19 protein-coding genes are annotated in these 17875 nt (G+C 40.2%); 5 read left to right on the top strand and 14 right to left on the bottom strand.

Annotated elements, in window-relative coordinates; all coding sequences use genetic code 11:
- The first annotated feature begins 453 nt into the window (after nucleotides 1–453).
- Nucleotides 454–1803 carry a M14 metallopeptidase family protein gene (locus tag H5187_RS10440; RefSeq protein ID WP_182797836.1) on the top strand — a complete coding sequence of 450 codons (1350 nt, stop codon included), beginning with the start codon at nucleotides 454–456 and terminating at the stop codon, nucleotides 1801–1803.
- A 33-nt stretch (nucleotides 1804–1836) separates the two neighbouring features.
- On the opposite strand, the gene H5187_RS10435 is transcribed toward H5187_RS10440, so the two are convergent.
- The 13 genes from H5187_RS10435 to H5187_RS10375 form a co-directional block, all read right to left on the bottom strand.
- The gene (locus H5187_RS10435; RefSeq protein ID WP_182797835.1) at nucleotides 1837–2967 is read right to left on the bottom strand and encodes a PepSY domain-containing protein; all 1131 of its coding nucleotides are present in this window, start codon (nucleotides 2965–2967) and stop codon (nucleotides 1837–1839) included.
- Nucleotides 2967–3215 carry a TonB-dependent receptor gene (locus H5187_RS10430; RefSeq protein ID WP_182719113.1) on the bottom strand — a complete coding sequence of 83 codons (249 nt, stop codon included), beginning with the start codon at nucleotides 3213–3215 and terminating at the stop codon, nucleotides 2967–2969. Before H5187_RS10430 ends, H5187_RS10435 begins: the two co-directional genes overlap by 1 nt.
- A 210-nt stretch (nucleotides 3216–3425) precedes the next feature.
- Complete coding sequence (gene nqrM, locus H5187_RS10425; protein ID WP_149982042.1) at nucleotides 3426–3638, bottom strand: (Na+)-NQR maturation NqrM; 213 nt, start codon at nucleotides 3636–3638, stop codon at nucleotides 3426–3428.
- An 84-nt stretch (nucleotides 3639–3722) separates the two neighbouring features.
- The gene (locus H5187_RS10420; RefSeq protein WP_149982043.1) at nucleotides 3723–4754 is read right to left on the bottom strand and encodes an FAD:protein FMN transferase; all 1032 of its coding nucleotides are present in this window, start codon (nucleotides 4752–4754) and stop codon (nucleotides 3723–3725) included.
- A gap of 97 nt (nucleotides 4755–4851) precedes the next feature.
- Nucleotides 4852–6081 carry an NADH:ubiquinone reductase (Na(+)-transporting) subunit F gene (gene nqrF / locus H5187_RS10415; protein WP_145241329.1) on the bottom strand — a complete coding sequence of 410 codons (1230 nt, stop codon included), beginning with the start codon at nucleotides 6079–6081 and terminating at the stop codon, nucleotides 4852–4854.
- Nucleotides 6082–6100: 19 nt separating this feature from the next.
- Nucleotides 6101–6709 (bottom strand): NADH:ubiquinone reductase (Na(+)-transporting) subunit E, encoded by a 609-nt coding sequence (gene nqrE / locus H5187_RS10410; RefSeq protein WP_145241327.1) that lies wholly within the window; start codon nucleotides 6707–6709, stop codon nucleotides 6101–6103.
- A gap of 10 nt (nucleotides 6710–6719) precedes the next feature.
- A complete protein-coding gene (locus H5187_RS10405; protein WP_145241325.1) occupies nucleotides 6720–7352 on the bottom strand; it encodes an NADH:ubiquinone reductase (Na(+)-transporting) subunit D in 633 nt (210 codons plus the stop codon).
- Nucleotides 7352–8116 (bottom strand): Na(+)-translocating NADH-quinone reductase subunit C, encoded by a 765-nt coding sequence (locus tag H5187_RS10400; RefSeq protein WP_182797834.1) that lies wholly within the window; start codon nucleotides 8114–8116, stop codon nucleotides 7352–7354. The genes H5187_RS10405 and H5187_RS10400 overlap by 1 nt, the downstream gene beginning before the upstream one ends.
- Nucleotides 8109–9311: an NADH:ubiquinone reductase (Na(+)-transporting) subunit B gene (locus H5187_RS10395; protein WP_145241321.1), complete on the bottom strand. Its 1203-nt coding sequence runs from the start codon at nucleotides 9309–9311 to the stop codon at nucleotides 8109–8111. Before H5187_RS10395 ends, H5187_RS10400 begins: the two co-directional genes overlap by 8 nt.
- A gap of 4 nt (nucleotides 9312–9315) precedes the next feature.
- Nucleotides 9316–10659, bottom strand: a complete 1344-nt coding sequence (locus H5187_RS10390; RefSeq protein WP_182797833.1) for a Na(+)-translocating NADH-quinone reductase subunit A — start codon at nucleotides 10657–10659, stop codon at nucleotides 9316–9318.
- A 376-nt stretch (nucleotides 10660–11035) separates the two neighbouring features.
- Entirely contained in the window at nucleotides 11036–12229 is a 1194-nt protein-coding gene (gene fabV / locus H5187_RS10385; protein ID WP_182740360.1) for an enoyl-ACP reductase FabV, read from the bottom strand.
- Nucleotides 12230–12329: 100 nt separating this feature from the next.
- A complete protein-coding gene (locus H5187_RS10380) occupies nucleotides 12330–12641 on the bottom strand; it encodes a BolA family transcriptional regulator (RefSeq protein WP_145241315.1) in 312 nt (103 codons plus the stop codon).
- A 73-nt stretch (nucleotides 12642–12714) separates the two neighbouring features.
- Nucleotides 12715–13308 carry an alpha-ketoglutarate-dependent dioxygenase AlkB gene (locus H5187_RS10375; RefSeq protein ID WP_182719114.1) on the bottom strand — a complete coding sequence of 198 codons (594 nt, stop codon included), beginning with the start codon at nucleotides 13306–13308 and terminating at the stop codon, nucleotides 12715–12717.
- 42 nt (nucleotides 13309–13350) lie between these two features.
- On the opposite strand from H5187_RS10375, the gene H5187_RS10370 reads away from it, so the two are divergent.
- The 4 genes from H5187_RS10370 to H5187_RS10355 are packed head-to-tail and all read left to right on the top strand — an operon-like array spanning nucleotide 13351 to nucleotide 17102.
- Nucleotides 13351–14499 (top strand): methyltransferase, encoded by a 1149-nt coding sequence (locus tag H5187_RS10370; RefSeq protein WP_182719115.1) that lies wholly within the window; start codon nucleotides 13351–13353, stop codon nucleotides 14497–14499.
- 2 nt (nucleotides 14500–14501) lie between these two features.
- A complete protein-coding gene (locus H5187_RS10365; protein WP_182731490.1) occupies nucleotides 14502–15056 on the top strand; it encodes a YajG family lipoprotein in 555 nt (184 codons plus the stop codon).
- Between the two features lie 2 nt (nucleotides 15057–15058).
- Nucleotides 15059–15679 carry a peptidylprolyl isomerase gene (locus H5187_RS10360; RefSeq protein WP_149982049.1) on the top strand — a complete coding sequence of 207 codons (621 nt, stop codon included), beginning with the start codon at nucleotides 15059–15061 and terminating at the stop codon, nucleotides 15677–15679.
- A gap of 43 nt (nucleotides 15680–15722) precedes the next feature.
- Nucleotides 15723–17102 carry an AmpG family muropeptide MFS transporter gene (locus H5187_RS10355; RefSeq protein WP_182768067.1) on the top strand — a complete coding sequence of 460 codons (1380 nt, stop codon included), beginning with the start codon at nucleotides 15723–15725 and terminating at the stop codon, nucleotides 17100–17102.
- A 66-nt stretch (nucleotides 17103–17168) separates the two neighbouring features.
- On the opposite strand, the gene H5187_RS10350 is transcribed toward H5187_RS10355, so the two are convergent.
- On the bottom strand, nucleotides 17169–17408 hold the full coding sequence (locus tag H5187_RS10350) for a helix-turn-helix domain-containing protein (protein ID WP_016708680.1): 240 nt from the start codon (nucleotides 17406–17408) through the stop codon (nucleotides 17169–17171).
- Nucleotides 17409–17875: the final 467 nt, after the last annotated feature.

Genomic DNA, 17875 nt, shown 5'->3' with positions numbered 1-17875 from the left:
GTAATTCAGTGACAAACTTTCAGTTAGTCTAATCATGTGGCAGTAAAATAAAAACAGTTCAAGCCCAGTTTGTACTAAACTTGAACCGCCTTTGACAACATCTTCACACACAATTATAAAGATTCTTTGTAAGCGGCTTGTTCATTTCGCTTCCTTGAAACTAAATTTAGTGTAATAGCTCAAAGCTTACAACTGATAAAAATAAATCTGATAGATGAAAAAAATTAACCCATAGACTTTAGTCTAAATTTTAGCCCTAAAATCAACTTAAATGTTCACAAAAAACTTTATCAAAAGATATTATTTTATAATAAACAATCAATTGAAAATAAAGCCCGTAAAGCATCACAGTTATGAGAAATGATTTCACTTAAAGTGAAGATAATTTTGGACCGATCCATATTAATATTATATTCTTAAAAAAATGCAAAATAAGAATAACAGGATGTTAATATGATTCGCAAAACCATACTAGTTAGCTTACTTAGTTACTCATTTAGCTTAACTGCCGCACCAATCGCAATGCACCAAATTAAAGGATTAAACAAAGCAGCGATTACACACGCTGATCTTGCTCCTTTACTAGATACGTTAGCTGCTCACCCCAGCATAGAGCGAAAAAATTTAGGTCAATCATTCTTAGGTAAATCAATTGATGCATTTTATATTGGCTCGGGACCAATCAAAGTTATGATGTGGAGCCAAATGCATGGTGATGAAAATACGGCAAGTGCCGCATTAACGGATTTTTTAAGCTATGCAATCGAAACAAAAAATGATGCATGGCGAGAAAATTGGCAAAACAAACTATCACTAATGATCATTCCTATGGTCAATCCCGATGGCGCACAGCTGCAAACCCGTTTTAATGCGCAAGGAATAGATTTAAACCGCGATGCTAAAGCACTACGAACACCTGAGGGTCAGTTGTTAATGGCTGCAGCTAAGGTATTTAAGCCCGAATTTGGCTTCAACCTGCACGATCAAAACGCTTATTATGGCGCAGGAGAACAAGGTCTGCCTGCAACTATCTCAGTATTAGCCCCAGCGTATAATACGCAACGTGAAATCAACAACAGCCGTAGTAATGCTATGAAGCTCATTGCACAACTAAGTAAACTCGTAGAACAAACAATACCGGGGCATTTAGCTAAATATAACGACAGTTACTCTTATCGTAGTTTTGGTGATACATTTTCAGAAATGGGGATCAGCACAATTTTAATAGAATCAGGTGCCTACCCCGCAGATCCCAACCGTCAAGTAGCACGCAAAATGAATCGTATGTTGTACGTTCAAATGATTGACGAATTGGTATCTGGTAACTGGCAACAACAAGAAATCGCCACTTACCAAGCAATTCCATTTAATGCTAAAGATGCATGGGTTGATTTACTGATCGATGATGTAAAAATAAATACTGAAAAAGGCGGCTACCATATTGATATATCAATAAATAACAAAAACCAACAGGGCCATATTAAAGAGCTGGGGGATATTAGCAGTATTCGTCAAGGTTTTACTCAGCTTGACGCCAGCAAATTATCGTATGATAGCGGCAAAGGCTTCATCGTCAGTGAAATGAAAACTCTCACCAACAAACAATATAAAGCACTGCTTAAACAAGGTTATAGCTGTTTTAATGGGGATTTAGCAAAACTAACCAACAACAGTGATTGGCCCATATCATCATGTAATAAGCACAGTGCAATACCAAAGCGTGGAGCTAAAGCACACTTTTTACTACGCAACGATAAACACATCGAATACGCCGTATTAGGTAGTCAACTTATAAAACTTTAAATTTAAGTACGTTAGCCCTGTTCTCAGGGCTTGTTATTTTTTGCGATCTTTTTTGGCTATATTTTTACGTAGATAATAACGATACCAACCTAGCCAAGCCAACCCTAAACTTGCCAACGAGGCGATGATCCATAGCACTTTAAGGCTTAGCCCACCTACACTGCCATTATGCAGTGGATGTAGCCAGTTTTTGATTTGGTTACTTGTTCCTTGCTGCCTAAGATCGAAGACCTTCACTACCTCACCTGAGCGCGGATTAATATCAATATAACTGTTTGGAAAACGTGTCGATTTATCATCACTTACCTGCATGCGCAGTCGATAATAGCCTTGGTTTACGCTGGGAGTTTCTATCCATGCAAGTCGCGCTTTAGGCAGTTGTGTTTGTGCTATTTTCACAGCCTGAGTAACACTAATTTGCGGGTTTGAAAAAGTTAACTGTGGTGCTGGTCTTGCGGCACTTTCGACTTCACCCAGTGCCCAGCCAAGCAAGCCATTGGTCTCTTTGGGCAAGGCTAGCATCGCACCGGTACTAGTAAGAATAAACAAGGGTAACAACATCACTAAACCGATTGTTTTATGCCAATCGTACATGTGTCCTAATAAAGCAGCGCGGCGCTTAAAACGCAATTGCCTCAACCAAAAACCTGACTTAGGCCACCACGCAACTAAACCTGTGAGTAATAAGAGCGCGCTGCCAATTCCAAGGTAACCGACAATAATTGTCCCTGTACTGCCAAGTAGTAAAGTAAAGTGCAAGTTATACAGCCAAGTTACTAGGTAATCGCCCCAAAATGACTGTCTGAGCAAGGTGCTGCCATCAGATGACAACCACACCATCATAGGTGCAAAATCCTGCCCTTGAGTCTCTTGAGGGTTATAATAGCGCGCCGGAATGAATTGTTGTTCAGGGGTCACTTCAAACCGCCACGGTCCCAGCTTATCTGGATACTGCATGCGTAATGTTTTTAATGCAGTGTTGTAATCACACGGTTGCTGCGCTGCATTCGCTAATTCCGGATGCAACCAGGTATCTATTTGCGGATAATAAACAAGTGCAGCTCCTGACAAGCAAAGGATCACAAAAAACATGCCAAGGCTTAACCCCAACCATAGATGAAGTCGCCTTGCCAACTTACGCCACGCGAGTAACTGCTTACTCATTAATACTTAAACTTAATTGCAGCAGATACAGCACGACCTTGTGCTGGGCTATGCAGAGTTTGCGAGCCATCCCACCATACATATTCATAATACTCATCAGTTAAGTTATCAACTTGCGCGCTTAACATCAGTGCCGAATTAACGTCATAACTTGCTTTAAGCCCAAGTTGAGTAAAGTCACCATATCGTCCTTGGCTATTACTTGGTGTTAATTCGTAATCAGATTGCGTACGCAGTGTTGCAGCCAAATTTAATTGGGTTGTTAATTGATAATCAATGCCTGCTGTGAATAAACGATTAGGAATACATCATATTATACAGTCCATACGAGCTTCACTGGGTGTGACATATTGTCGCAGTGGTCGATTACTTGACACATTTTAGCCGTAAGTGGGCATTAAAAAGCGCCTGTTATTAAAGAGGCGCTTTTTAATGTATATTTGATAGCTATCAAGAGCTTATAATATTTGGTTTTCTTTCCAAACTTGCTCTTTTGCCATACGCTTTTTGCGTTTGTCGCATGGGTCATCACAATCACAGGCTTTATCAATGCCTACAGAGCCTAAACCACCACAGCTGCTGGCCATAGATTTCTTTTGCACTATCATGCCCACAGCCATCGCTGCGACAATTAAAAGCAGTAAACCAAACGTAAGAAGAAAAAGTGACATTGCTTAGCCCCTATTGATCAGCAATAAAATAATGCTTGATGATAATCACCAAGCTGTTGCTATTATAAACTGATTTAAACCGCGCTACAAATAGGGTTTAAATGCAGGGCTCGAATAAGTCACTAAGCCATCTTTTGATTTGCCGATCAGATAAACCGGTAAATCATTTTTTTCAGCATAGGCTTTGGCTTTATCCATCCCCATCACAGTCAGTGCTGTTGCAAGGCCGTCAGCTGTCATCGCTGATGGATGCAATACAGTAACCGATACTAGATCATGACGACTTGGCATACCGGTTGCTGGATCAATTAAATGGCTATAGGTAATACCATCCATCTCATAGTAAATGCGATAATCACCCGATGTCGCAATGCCGTTATTACCCGGCGCTAATACACGGTGCACTTTACGCACACCAGGCTCAGCATCCGGTTGCTCAATAGCGATACGCCAATCTTGATCATTCGGTTTTTTACCTGATACACGTAACTCACCACCAATCTCAACCATATAATCAGTTAAGTCATGGCTTTCTAATAATTCAGCTACTTTATCTATCCCATACCCCTTTGCAGTAGAAGAAAATGATAATTCTAAACCCGCGACTGTTTTCGCTAGGCCTTGCTCAGTCAGTATTAGTTTATCAACCCCAATTTGTGCAACCATGGCTGCGAGCTCTTCATCTGTTGGACGTTTTGTTGGTTTTTTATCAGGACCAAAACCCCATAAATCAATCAGTGGTCCCATGGTCACATCAAGAGTCTTAGTAGACTCTCCTAAGCGGATGGACTCGCTTACAACTGCTCTAAAATCACGGCTAATAGGCATAACTTGACCTGCGGGAAGACGATTAAAAGTGTTGATTTCAGAATCATCAATATAAGTCGACATTGATTGATTTATATCTTTGAGCAACAGAGTTACTTCTGGTAATAAATTTAATGAATCCAGCTTTTGTTGCTTGGCGAAGACCTTAATATGGTAAGTAGTACCCATAGTTTTACCTTCAAGGTATAACTCTTGGGGCTCATCATTTTGGCCACAGCCACTAATGAGTAAAGTGAGGGTAAGAAAAAAGATGGCAATCATGCCTTGTCGGTGAAAAACTCTATTCATAGCAGCCTACTTAAGTAATGGAAATAAAAAAGCCCCGTAACATATATTGCTACGAGGCTGATATTCTAACCAAAACTAAACTGTTTTGATACGGGTGTTAGCCACCGAAATCATCTAGTAAGATATTTTCGTCTTCAACACCTAAGTCTTTCAACATAGTGATAACAGCGGCGTTCATCATTGGAGGACCACACATGTAGAACTCACAATCTTCTGGCGCTTCGTGATCTTTAAGATAGTTCTCAAATAACACGTTATGGATAAAGCCAGTATAGCCTTCCCAGTTATCTTCTGGTTGTGGATCTGAAAGCGCGGTATGCCATACGAAGTTATCATTTTCAGCCGCTAGGCCGTCAAAATCTTCAACATAGAACATTTCACGCTTAGAACGTGCACCATACCAGAAACTCATCTTACGCTTAGAGTTCAAACGCTTAAGTTGGTCAAAGATGTGTGAACGCATAGGTGCCATACCAGCACCACCACCTACAAATACCATTTCAGCATCAGTATCTTTTGCAAAGAACTCACCAAATGGACCAGAGATAGTTACTTTATCACCTTCTTTAAGTGACCAAATGTACGATGACATTTTACCACAAGGTAAGCTTAAATCTCTTGGCGGCGGCGCAGCGATACGCACGTTAAGCATGATGATGCCTTCTTCTTCTGGGTAGTTAGCCATTGAGTAAGCACGAATTGTTTCTTCGTCTACTTTTGACTCCAGCTTGAAGAAACCAAAATGGTTCCAATCGCCACGATACTCTTCTGGTACATCGAAATCAGCATATTTAACGTGATGCGCAGGGGCTTCAATCTGAATATAACCACCGGCACGAAACGGTACTGACTCGCCATCAGGGATCTGTAGTTTAAGTTCTTTAATGAAGGTTGCTTTGTTATCGTTAGAGATAACTTCACAATCCCATTTTTTAACACCGAAAATTGACTCTTCAAGTTCAATTTCCATATCGTTTTTAACATTTACCTGACACGCTAAACGACAGCCTTCACGGGCTTCACCTTTAGAGATGTGATCAAGTTCTGTTGGTAAGATATCGCCGCCACCAGAATGAATGTGTACACGACACTGACCACAAGAGCCACCGCCACCACATGCAGATGATACGAAAATACCTGACTCAGATAACGCGCCTAAAAGCTTGGTACCTGCAGATGTTGTAATGGCTTTGTCTGGATCGCCATTTACGCCAATGATGATGTCACCGCTTGCAACTAACTGAGATTTAGCACCAATGATGACTAAAACTAGCAGTACAACGATAGCGATGAAAACACCAACGCCTAAGAAAATCTCATAACTCATGATTTATCCTCGCTACCTATTAAAGTGAAATGCCAGAGAATGACATAAAGCCAAGACCCATCAAGCCAACAGTGATAAAGGTAATACCTAAACCACGTAAGCCGTCTGGCACGTCTGAATATTTCATTTTCTCACGGATACCAGCAAGCAAAGTAATTGCTAGCGCCCAACCCACACCAGAACCGATACCATAAACCACTGATTCAGTGAAGTTATAGTTACGTTCAACCATGAAAGATACCGCACCAAAGATTGCACAGTTAACTGTGATCAATGGTAGGAAGATACCTAACGCGTTATAAAGTGCTGGGAAGAACTTATCTAATGCCATTTCAAGAATTTGTACAAGTGCCGCAATAACACCGATAAACGTCAAGAAACGTAAAAAGCTAAGATCCGCGTCAGGATAACCAAGCCACTCAAGTGCACCAGGTGCAAGAACCGCATGATAAACCAAGTTGTTAACTGGTACTGAGATACCCAATACCACGATAACTGCCACACCTAGACCGATAGACGTTGTAACTTTCTTTGATACTGCAAGGAAAGTACACATACCTAGGAAGAAGGCCAAAGCTAAGTTTTCAATGAAAACTGCTTTTACGAATAAACTAATATAATGTTCCACAGTCTGCCCCTTACCCTTTCGCTTCTACTTGGTCTTTCTTATAAGTACGAAGTACCCAAATGAATAAACCAATGATGAAGAATGCACTAGGCGGTAAAATCAATAGACCCATAGGTTGATACCAACCACCATCTTGTACAAGAGGGATGATTTCAACACCAAATAATGACCCTTTACCAAATAGTTCACGAATAAAGCCAACAGTCAGTAACACTACTGAGTAACCTAAGCCATTACCGATACCATCAAGGAACGACATTACTGGCGGCGACTTCATTGCGTATGCTTCTGCACGACCCATTACGATACAGTTAGTAATGATTAGACCAACAAATACAGACAACTCTTTCGCCGTAGCGTAAGAGAAAGCTTGTAATACTTGGTCAACCACGATTACCAATGATGCAATAATGGTCATTTGCACGATAATACGTACAGATGACGGGATCTGGTTACGAATAATTGAGATAAAGAAGCTTGAGAACGCTGTTACCAAGGTCAATGCGATTGACATGATTAAAGCATTTTTTAAGCTCGACGTTACCGCAAGCGCAGAACAAATACCAAGTACTTGTAATGCGATTGGGTTATTTGCCAGTACCGGACCAAATAGGACCGACTTCATTTCTTTAGTATCAGCCATTATTTCAACGCTCCTTCACGTACTCTCGCAAGGAAAGGACCAAAGCCGTTTTCGCCAGTCCAAAAGTCAACTGTGTGATCAACACCATTTGAAGTTAAAGTTGCACCAGATAAACCATCAATTTGATGATCATTTTTAGCACCGCTTTTTACTACATCAATAGGTAGCTCTTTGCCACCCCATTTAGCAGTCCATTGTGGATTTTGAATTTCCCCACCTAGACCTGGTGTTTCACCGTGCTTATAAAAGTTAATATCTTTAATTGTCTCGCCATCGCTTTCAAGCGCTAAGAAACCATACATAATACCCCAAAGGCCATAACCTTGGATTGGTAAAATGATAGCATCTGTAGAACCGTCTGCTTTTTTCGAGATATATGCAGGAGACTCATGAGTCATACGCTGAATACCAGCGATATCCTTAATGCCCTCTGCTTTTAATGCAAAGCTAATTTTTTGATCAAACTTACTTTTTTCAAAGTCGAAAGCGTCAATTTTAGCCTGAACTGCTTCGCCAGCTTGAGACTCACCTGTTTCCATATTAACTAGGCGAGTTTCGATCTTAGCTTTAAAAGTTTCTGATACAGAACCAGACACATCAATGCCCGCAGCTGCCAAGATATTTTTTTGAATATCTTGCGTTTTGTTAGCTTGCTGTAAAGGGCGAAGCTGAACTGAAGCAAACGATACGATGATTGCACACACTAAACATAGTGCTACAACAACGCTTAGCGTTTTGCCGATTGATTCGTTATTACTAGACATTACGTGCCAACCTCCGCTTGATATTAGCTTGCACTACGAAGTGATCGAACAATGGTGCAAATAAGTTAGCAAATAAGATTGCTAGCATCATACCCTCAGGGAATGCAGGGTTAATTACACGGATCATTACTACCATCACACCAATTAGTGCGCCATATGCGAACTTTGCTTTGTCAGTAAATGCTGCAGACACAGGGTCTGTCGCCATAAAGAACATACCAAAAGCAAAACCACCAAGTACAAAGTGCCAATGCCAAGGCATTGCAAATACTGGGTTAGTATCAGAACCAACAGCATTTAATAAGAATGCAGTTGCCACCATACCCAAGAATACACCTAGCACGATGCGCCATGAAGCAATACGTACGTAAATGAGGAATAAGCCACCAACTAGCAATGCAAGTGTCGATGTCTCACCTACTGAACCTTGAATGAAACCATAAAACGCATCCCACCAAAGAGCCATGTTGCTGTAATCAAGTGAACCAACAAACGCTTGACCTAGCATAGTTGCACCAGAGAATGAATCTACTGCGGTCCATACTGTGTCACCTGAAATTTGTGCAGGGTATGCGAAGAATAAAAACGCACGACCCGCTAATGCAGGGTTTAAGAAATTACGACCAGTACCACCAAAGATTTCTTTAGCGATTACTACACCGAATGTAATACCTAGTGCAACTTGCCATAAAGGAATGGTTGCAGGTAGGATAAGCGCGAATAACACAGACGTTACGAAGAAACCTTCGTTAATTTCATGCTTACGCACTGAAGCAAATATAACTTCCCAGAAACCACCTACAGCAAATGTAACTGCGTAAATAGGTAGGAAGAAACATGCGCCATAAAACATTTTAGCGCCCCAGCCGGATTCAGCAGTTAATTCACCACCAAATATCTGGAACAGGCCAACTTGCCAAGAATTTGCTAGTTCAAAACCTTGTGCTAATGCACCAGCGGCCTGATGACCGATATTGAACATACCAAAAAACATTGCAGGGAACGTCGCCATCCACACTAAAATCATCATGCGTTTTAGGTCGATGTTATCACGAACGTGTGTCGCGCCTTTATTTACGTGACCAGGGGTATAAAAAATAGTTGCAGCTGCTTCATACAGCGCATAAAACTTTTCATGTTTACCACCGGCTTCAAAATGCGGCTCGATATCTTCTAGAAATTTCTTTAAACCCATCTCTCTAGCCTTCCTTCTCGATCGTAGTCAAGCAATCGCGTAGGATTGAACCATACTCGTATTTGCCTGGACAAACGAAGCTACATAACGCTAAATCTTCTTCATCAAGTTCAAGCGCCCCTAATGAAATTGCACTATCCAAATCACGGGCAATTAAGTCACGTAATAAAGGCGTTGGCAAAATATCTAAAGGCATAACACGCTCATAGCTACCAAGTGGTACCATGGCACGTTTTGAACCACCTGTTGACGTTGTCATTTTAAATAAACGACTCGGTGTTAGGTGTGATAAGAAAGTACGTGTTACAGAGAATTTATCTGTGCCTGGAGCAATCCAACCAAACAACTCTTTTTCGCGACCTTCAAGTAATACCGATACTTGAATGTGGTAACGACCTAAGAATGCTTGAGGACCTTGTGAAGTAGCGCCCGCTAAAACAGAGCCAGAGATAACACGGTTATCGCCGTCTTCTAATTCGCCTGCAACTAAATCATCTAAAGCAGCACCCAGTTGAGTTTTCACTAAACGCGGGTTTTTAACACGCGGACCAGCAAGAGAAATCACACGGTCTGTGCTAATTTCACCAGTTAGGAATAAGTGACCAAAGGCAATAACGTCTTGGTAACCGATATGCCAAACTTGCTTGCTTACCGATACTGGATCTAAATGATGGATATGTGTGCCAACAAGGCCAGCCGGATGTACGCCACCAAACTCATGTACTTCTACTTGAGGAATTGATGAGCTAGGTACTTGGCTACCTGCTTGTTTACAAACAAATACCTTACCATCGGTCAGACGTGATACCACAGCTAAACCTGCTTCAAATGCTTGTACATTTTCAGCAATAATCACTGCAGGATCTGCAGCAAGAGGGTTAGTGTCGATAGCCGTCACAAAGATCGAACTAGGATTTGCATCCACAGCTGCTACTTTGCTGAATGGGCGAGCACGTAATGCTGTCCATTGACCTGACTGGATTAGTACTTCTTTGGCTTTTTCACGATCGAGACTCGAAAGTTGCTCAGTCGAGAAAGCGTCAAAGGTGATTTGCTCACTGCCGTTTATTTCAATAACGACAGATTGCAGCACACGTTTTGCACCACGATTAATTTCTTTTACTGTACCAGCAGCTGGAGCAGTAAATAATACACCTGGATTCTTTTTGTCTTCAAAAAGTACCTGGCCTTTTTTAACTTGGTCATCCACACGAACATGCATGGTTGGACGCATACCAATAAACTCTTCACCTAGCACAGCTACACGTTTGACGGTAGAACCATCATGAATAACTTGCTGAGGCGCGCCCTCTATGGGTAAGTCCAGACCTTTTTTTATGTTGATCATACGCACTTGCACTACATTAACGGAAAGAAACTGAAAAATCGTACCGACCACGTCGCTTTTCTTGATAACCCTAAGCCAAATTCAAGATAACGAAGAACCGCCTGTTTAAATTACAAAACAAGCAACGCAGTAAAATTCCTCACATATATTGCCCGAATTTTAACATCAATCAGGGTCACTATGCGAGTGTAATTATGAAATTTATACGACAGGAGCAGTTATTTAACCTATTAGCCGCATTTGAATAAAATTCAATATAGACCAAAGTGCTATTGCTTGCGAGGTGGGATGGAAATTAATCCGCTAAATAACGATAAAGTAAAATTTATCAATAAAAAAAGTCGCCATAGCGACTTTTCAAATAAACATGGCTGAATTAATCAATCATGTTAGCTATAGCGGCAACTGGATCGACATCTTGTTCATAATCAACAGCATCAATACCAAACCCAAATAAACGTAAAAACTCATTGTGGTAACCCACGTAATCAGTTAATTCGTCTATTGTTTCTGTGGTTACGCTGTCCCACACAGTTTGAATACGCGCTTGTACATCATCTTCCAGCTCTTTGTAGTTTTGGAATAAATGACCGCCGTCATCAAAGCGTGGTGAGTCTCCATAAAGGTTCTCAGTAAATAACGCGTGAATTTGCTCGATCGTGCCTTCATAGGTCCCATCCGCTTTCATTACTTTAAATAGCGCTGAAATATAAAGCGGCATAATAGGAATTGCAGAACTTGCTTGGGTGACCACTGCATTTAATGATGATACATAAGCTTCACCGTTTAATGCTTTAGTTGATTCTTTGATTGCTACGGTTGCGCGATCTAAATCTTCTTTCGCTTTACCAATAGTCGCGTGACCGTAAATTGGCCATGTTAGTTCTTTACCGATATAAGTATAAGCACTGGTTTTAAAGTTATCAGCTAGTACATCAGCCTCTTTTAATGCATCAATCCACATTTCCCAGTCTTCGCCGCCCATCACTTTAATAGTGTTATCAATATCATCTTGGTTTGCAGCTTCTACGGTAATAGCATCAATTTCACGTTTTGAGGTGTTTAAGTTTTTAGTCGTAACTGAGTTACCAATTGGCTTAAGCGTTGATGAGTAAACTTCGCCGGTATTTGGATCAGTTCGACGCGGCGATGCAAGGCTGTATATAACTAGGTCTACTTTGCCTAAATCCGCTTTAATTGTATCAATCGCTTTTTGTTTGATTTCGTTAGAGAACGCATCGCCATTAATATTTTTTGACCATAAACCTTCAGCGTCTGCGGCCGCTTGAAATGCAGCAGTATTATACCAACCTGCAGAACCGGTTTTACGCTCAGTACCTTCTTTTTCGAAGAAAACACCTAAAGTTTTAGCACCGCCACCAAATGCAGCAGTAATACGAGATGCAAGGCCATAGCCAGTTGAAGCACCGATAACTAATACATTTTTAGGGGCATTTTTTAATGCGCCTTGTTGTTTTACATAGTTAATTTGTTCTTGTACGTGCTCTGCACAACCTACTGGGTGGGCGTTAGTACAAATGAAACCGCGAATTTTAGGCTTAATGACCATTGATCATCCTATATTTATCTCAATAAAAATTAGCGCTAGTTTAAAGGCTAATTGTAAAAATACAGGTCTGATGAGTTTTGTGTACTCTCAGACCTTGCCGTTAATCTAATTTAGAGCCACCTAAACAAGTCGGTGAGTCAGCAACCTGACCACTTTGCTCTGTAAATTCATCAGGAGTAAAAGTATGGATAGCCAATGCATGAATATGATTCGCTAACTCATCTTTTAGCACTTCATTAATTTGACGATGGCGTTGCAATAAACGTTTACCGCTAAACTCTTCACTTACTACAATCACTTTAAAGTGTGAATCGCTACCACGACTATGCATATGGCTTTCGTTCACCACATTAAGGTGCTTACACGCAATCGCATCAGCTAACTTGCTTTCAATCTGTTGTTGCATTGACATAAAACACTCATATTTTACTGGTTATTTATGTGCTTACTATATCAAGGCCACTACTATAAAGGCCAACAAATATTCATTTTTGAAAAATTGTTCGAAAAGTTAAGTTGATTCGAGGGTGTGCCAAACGTGTTTGTTTAGGAAGCGCATGTAGATATTGTTGCTGGCTAAGTCCATTCATAACCAAGCAACTCCCGCTGTGTAACGTAAGCGAAGTGACTTCCTTGGTTACTTTATGTTTTATTTTAAATACTCGTTCAGCCCCTAATGAAATCGATACAATAATAGGCTCATGGCCAAGTTCTGCTTCATCATCGGCGTGCCAGCCCATGCAATCATTCCCATCACGGTATAAGTTAACCAATAAGGCATTAAATCCAACATCAAATTGTTTATTTAATCGTAGTCGCATGGCATCTAATACATCTGGCCATGGTTCAACATTTAATGTCGAACCAGAATAACCGTAACGCACACCAGCATCAGCAATAAAACATTGCATACGTGGAATGGGATTCGTTTTCCCAAACACGGTCGTTTTTGGTTGCTGCCAAGTCAGTGAGTCGCGTAAATAGTAGAATAAATCGAGACTTTTTTGCGCACTTAACGCTTTTGCTTGGTAGTAAAAGCCATTTGGTAACATATGGGGGTTGGCCTTTTGCCGTTGCATGTTAGAATTTACCTATCATTTGATTACTGATCACTAACTATTATGACCACGCAAGCACAGTTCGGCGATAAAACATTTACTCTTGAACGTTTTCCATTGGATCAAAAAAACCGTAGCTTACAAGCTTGGGATTCAGCAGACGAGTACCTAATTGACTATGTTACTGAACATTATCCTGATTGTCGCTCTTTGCTGATTTTAAATGATAGTTTTGGAGCCTTGTCTTGTTATTTCAGTAAACAACAATTAACGGTTTGTTCAGTAAACGATTCTTATATTAGCCACCAAGCGGCGGCTTACAACTTAGCAGAAAATAAAGTACCAACCACCGCATTTAGCCAGCTAGATAGCTTATCGGCTTTGCCTGAACACGTTGATTTAGTTATCTTAAAAGTGCCACGCACATTGGGCTTCTTGCAATATCAATTATCTGAGCTCAGCGAAGTACTTGCACCTGGCACTCCGGTTATTGGCGCAGCAAAAACCAAAGATGTACATAATTCAACAATTAAAGCATTCGAGCAATTTATTGGTGAAACTAAAACTAGTTTAGCAGTGAAAAAATCTCGCCTAATTATTAGCCAAGCGGAAGGTGGTTATAAAGCTGCTGATTTTCCTGTTAATTGGCCTCTTGAAGGCACTGATTTTACCATTAGTAATCACGCCAATGTGTTCTCGCGGGATTCTCTGGACATTGGTGCACGGTTCTTTTTTGACTTTTTACCACAAACCAATAAAGCAAAAAGTATTATTGATCTAGGTTGCGGTAATGGTGTGGTGGGTTTGATGACACTCGCACGCTGCCCTAACGCTGAAGTTACCTTTGTGGACGAATCATATATGGCGGTTGAATCAGCACGATTAACTGTAGAGCTCAATATGGAAGATAAGTTTGAGCAATGCCGCTTTATTGAAAATGATTGCTTAACGGGCTTTGAACGTGAAAGTGTCGATGTAGTGTTATGTAATCCGCCTTTTCACCAAGCACAAGCCGTGACAGATCACATTGCATGGCAAATGTTTAAACAAGCCAAAGACACATTAAAAAATGGCGGAGAATTACGTATTATTGGTAACCGCCACCTGGACTACCATGACAAACTAAAACGTATGTTTGGCAATTGTGAATTACTTGGTTCAAATAAAAAGTTTGTAGTATTAAGTGCCACTAAAAATAATGGAATGCTATAGCTATGATGAAATATGTTTTACCTTGTTGTGCTTTATTATCACTGTCGGCTTGCAGTAGTCAGCCTAATCAATTGATCTTAAATCCGCTCTATCAAGGTGGCAAATTAAGCTCAATTAATCAAAGTTTAAGTACCAGTGTTATTGATCTTAGAGGTGACCCAGCAACATTAAAATTAATAACCTCAGACAAAACCCAAACAATTGCCAGCCAAGGCCTTACTGAATCAATTAAAAGTGCCCTTGATAGCGCTCTTAGCCGAAACGGTGCAAGCATTTCAAATCTTGCGACTACTCGTTTTGAAGTTGATATTCATACACTGCAAGCCGTAGTAACTGAAAAAATGATGTCGCATACCAGCAATGCAAAGATTGAATTAGGTGTGCGTGTTATTCGCAGCGATAGTAACTTCAGTAAAATTTACCGTGGTAATGCAAGCCTTGAAGGACCACTAGGTCACGATAGAGCAAAAATTGAAGGACAACTCAATAAGTTGACTGAGCAGTTAATTACCCGCATGGTATCAGATCCTGAATTACTCGCATTTTTAGAAGGTTAACCATGAAACGTCTATTTTTATTATTTATATTAGTGCAACTTAGCCAAACCGCAATGGCAGCGACCGAAGGACGCTTTGTGCAAAAAAACAATATGTTCCCACGAGTTGAAATAACCACCACAATGGGGAAAATTATAGTCGAGATGGATCGCTCAAAAGCCCCTATCACCGTCAATAATTTTTTAACTTACGTGATGGATGGCAGCTATAAAGGCACCGTATTTCATCGTGTTGAACGTGATGTAGAAAACGACCGAGACTTTGTCATTCAAGGTGGTGGTTACGATAGAAATTACGACGGCGTTTATGAAGGCGATCCAATCTTTAATGAAAGCGGTAACGGTTCAAAAAACGATATGTACAGTATCGCCATGGCCTATCAAGATCGTCAACCTCATTCTGGTACTCGTCAGTTTTTCTTTAACATGGACAATAACGACCACCTAAACCCAGGTAAAGACTGGGGCTTTGCCGTGTTCGGTATGGTAATGGAAGGCTACGAAACGCTTGATAAAATCATGCAAGTTGAAACGGGATTTAATGAAAAAATTGGTTATGACTTTGTACCAAAAACCCCGGTTGTTATTTTAAATATAACTGTATTAGAGCCAACCCCACTATAACAATAAAAATAGCGGCCAAACCGCTATTGCCAATGAAGGCGTTATGACTAAAAGCTTGTCGGTATCAGAATATTTTTCGTACTTTAAAGATAAACGACTTATAAATGTGTTTATTTTTGGTATGAGCAGCGGTTTTCCTTGGGTCCTCATAGGCTCCGTGATGTCTGCGTGGCTAAAAGATGAAGGCCTCAGTCGCAGCATGATTGGCTTATTTGGCATTGTATTTGGTGCTTACAGCATTAATTTTTTATGGTCACCCTTAGTCGATAGAATACAGCTGCCGTTGCTATATAACTGGCTAGGCCAGCGCCGTAGTTGGATACTATTTTGCCAATGCTTTATTTTGCTCGGAGTTATTTTACTGGCAGGATTAGATATCACCGCGCATTTAGCCATCGCAGCTGCGTTATGCTTATTAATTGCTATCGCCTCAGCGACTCAAGATATTGCTATTGATGCTTTTCGTATCGATACCCTCAGTGAAAACGAAAGCCATAAAGCAACCGCCGCAGCAGCGATGGCTACTTCTGGTTGGTGGAGCGGTTATGCTCTGCTAGGTGCTATTCCGTTTTATATGGCAGATATGCCAAGTATTGACTGGCCACAAGTGTATTACTTTTTAGCTATTGTGATGTTATTACTTATGAGTTGTGTATTTTGGGCAAAAGAACCTGAATCTAACCGCGAAGTTGTACATGCAGAACTAGAACGTATTTATCGGCAAAAGCTGGCGCTTGGTAAGCAAACACAATTAACTAAAGTTGCAGCATGGTTGGCTGTTACTGTACTTGATCCTTTTAAAACATTCTTCGCTCGTAATGGCGTGAAGACTGCACTTGCGCTGCTCGCTTTTATCTTTTTATTTAAAATTGGTGAAGCATTTCTGGCCCGTATGTCGATTGTGTTTTATAAAGAAGTCGGCTTTTCGAACACTCAAATAGCAAACTATTCAAAGCTCGGCACGGGGCTTATCACCATTGTGTTCGCATTTTTAGGCAGTATTTTTAATCACAAGTACGGCATCGTTAAAGGTTTGTTTATTAGCGGTGTGGCAATGGCTGCTTCTAACTTAATGTTTTCTTGGATCGCTCTCGCAGGCCCGCAAGAACACTTGTACGCAATGGCAATTGTCGTAGATGGCTTTACTCAAGCATGGTCATTAGTTGCTATGGTAGCATTTATATCTATGCTATGTGATCGCGCTTTTAGCGCAACACATTATGCTTTATTAGCGTCATTGGGGAATTTAGGACGAACCTTACTTTCAAGTTACAGTGGTGTGGTGATTGATGATTGGTTAGGTGGGAATTGGTCGTTATTTTTTATTTTGACTGCCTTGATGGTAATACCATCACTGATATTTTTATATCTTATTCGGCATAAATTGTATGAGTTAGAAAATAGTTACCACGGTAGGAATTAACAAGGGAAAGAAATCATTTCACATCAATGAGAGCGCTTCCCTGCGCTTACAAAAAGAAACTAAATATTAGTCTTCTTTTAATAAGCCTAAACCTTCATACGGGTCGACTTCTAATGCATCACAATAACGTAAAAATTCAATTACGTCTAAACGGCGCTCTTGGTTTTCAATTTTGCCAATAAATGAATGTGGTGTACCAAGTACTTGAGCAAGGCTACGCATTGTGTGACCTTTCTCGTGACGCTTAGTTTTAAGCCACTTTGTTAGTTTTGAGTTTTCTTCAGAAGAAACTGTTTTACCCATCATAAAAAACATCTCCTACTAGATGATTTAAAGTTAATTAATTAAGAGTGAAATTTGCCCGTCTCGCTCTTGGATACATTATATACTATTCAGACTCATGTGAAATAACTAATTTCAGCCGAGTACCCATTTAAGGAATCAGCTATTATAGATGAGCAGCTTTATTGTTAAAGTCACAACAAAACGCACGTTCTATAATTAGTTCCTTTTTAATGTAACAAATAATTAATTTAAATAAACCTTTTTTATGATTAATTATTTTTGACTTATAAATTAAATAGTTACATTATTAACTGTCCCTTTATTGTTAGGAGCAAGCGTTTATGTTCAGATTATTGTTTTTACTACCCATTATCCTCTGCTTAGTTTGGTACTTTTTTCTTAAATCAAATGGCGTACCGATCAAAAAAGGTAAGAAAGGCTTTATATATATTTTAGCGTTTTCTGCAATAGTGTTAGGTTTTTTTATT

It is taken from the genome of Pseudoalteromonas sp. SG44-1 (assembly GCF_014164315.1).
GTDB classification, from domain to species: Bacteria; Pseudomonadota; Gammaproteobacteria; order Enterobacterales; family Alteromonadaceae; genus Pseudoalteromonas; species Pseudoalteromonas rhizosphaerae.
The sequence above is the reverse complement of the archived record's forward strand: the minus strand, read 5'-3'. Positions and strand labels throughout refer to the sequence as shown.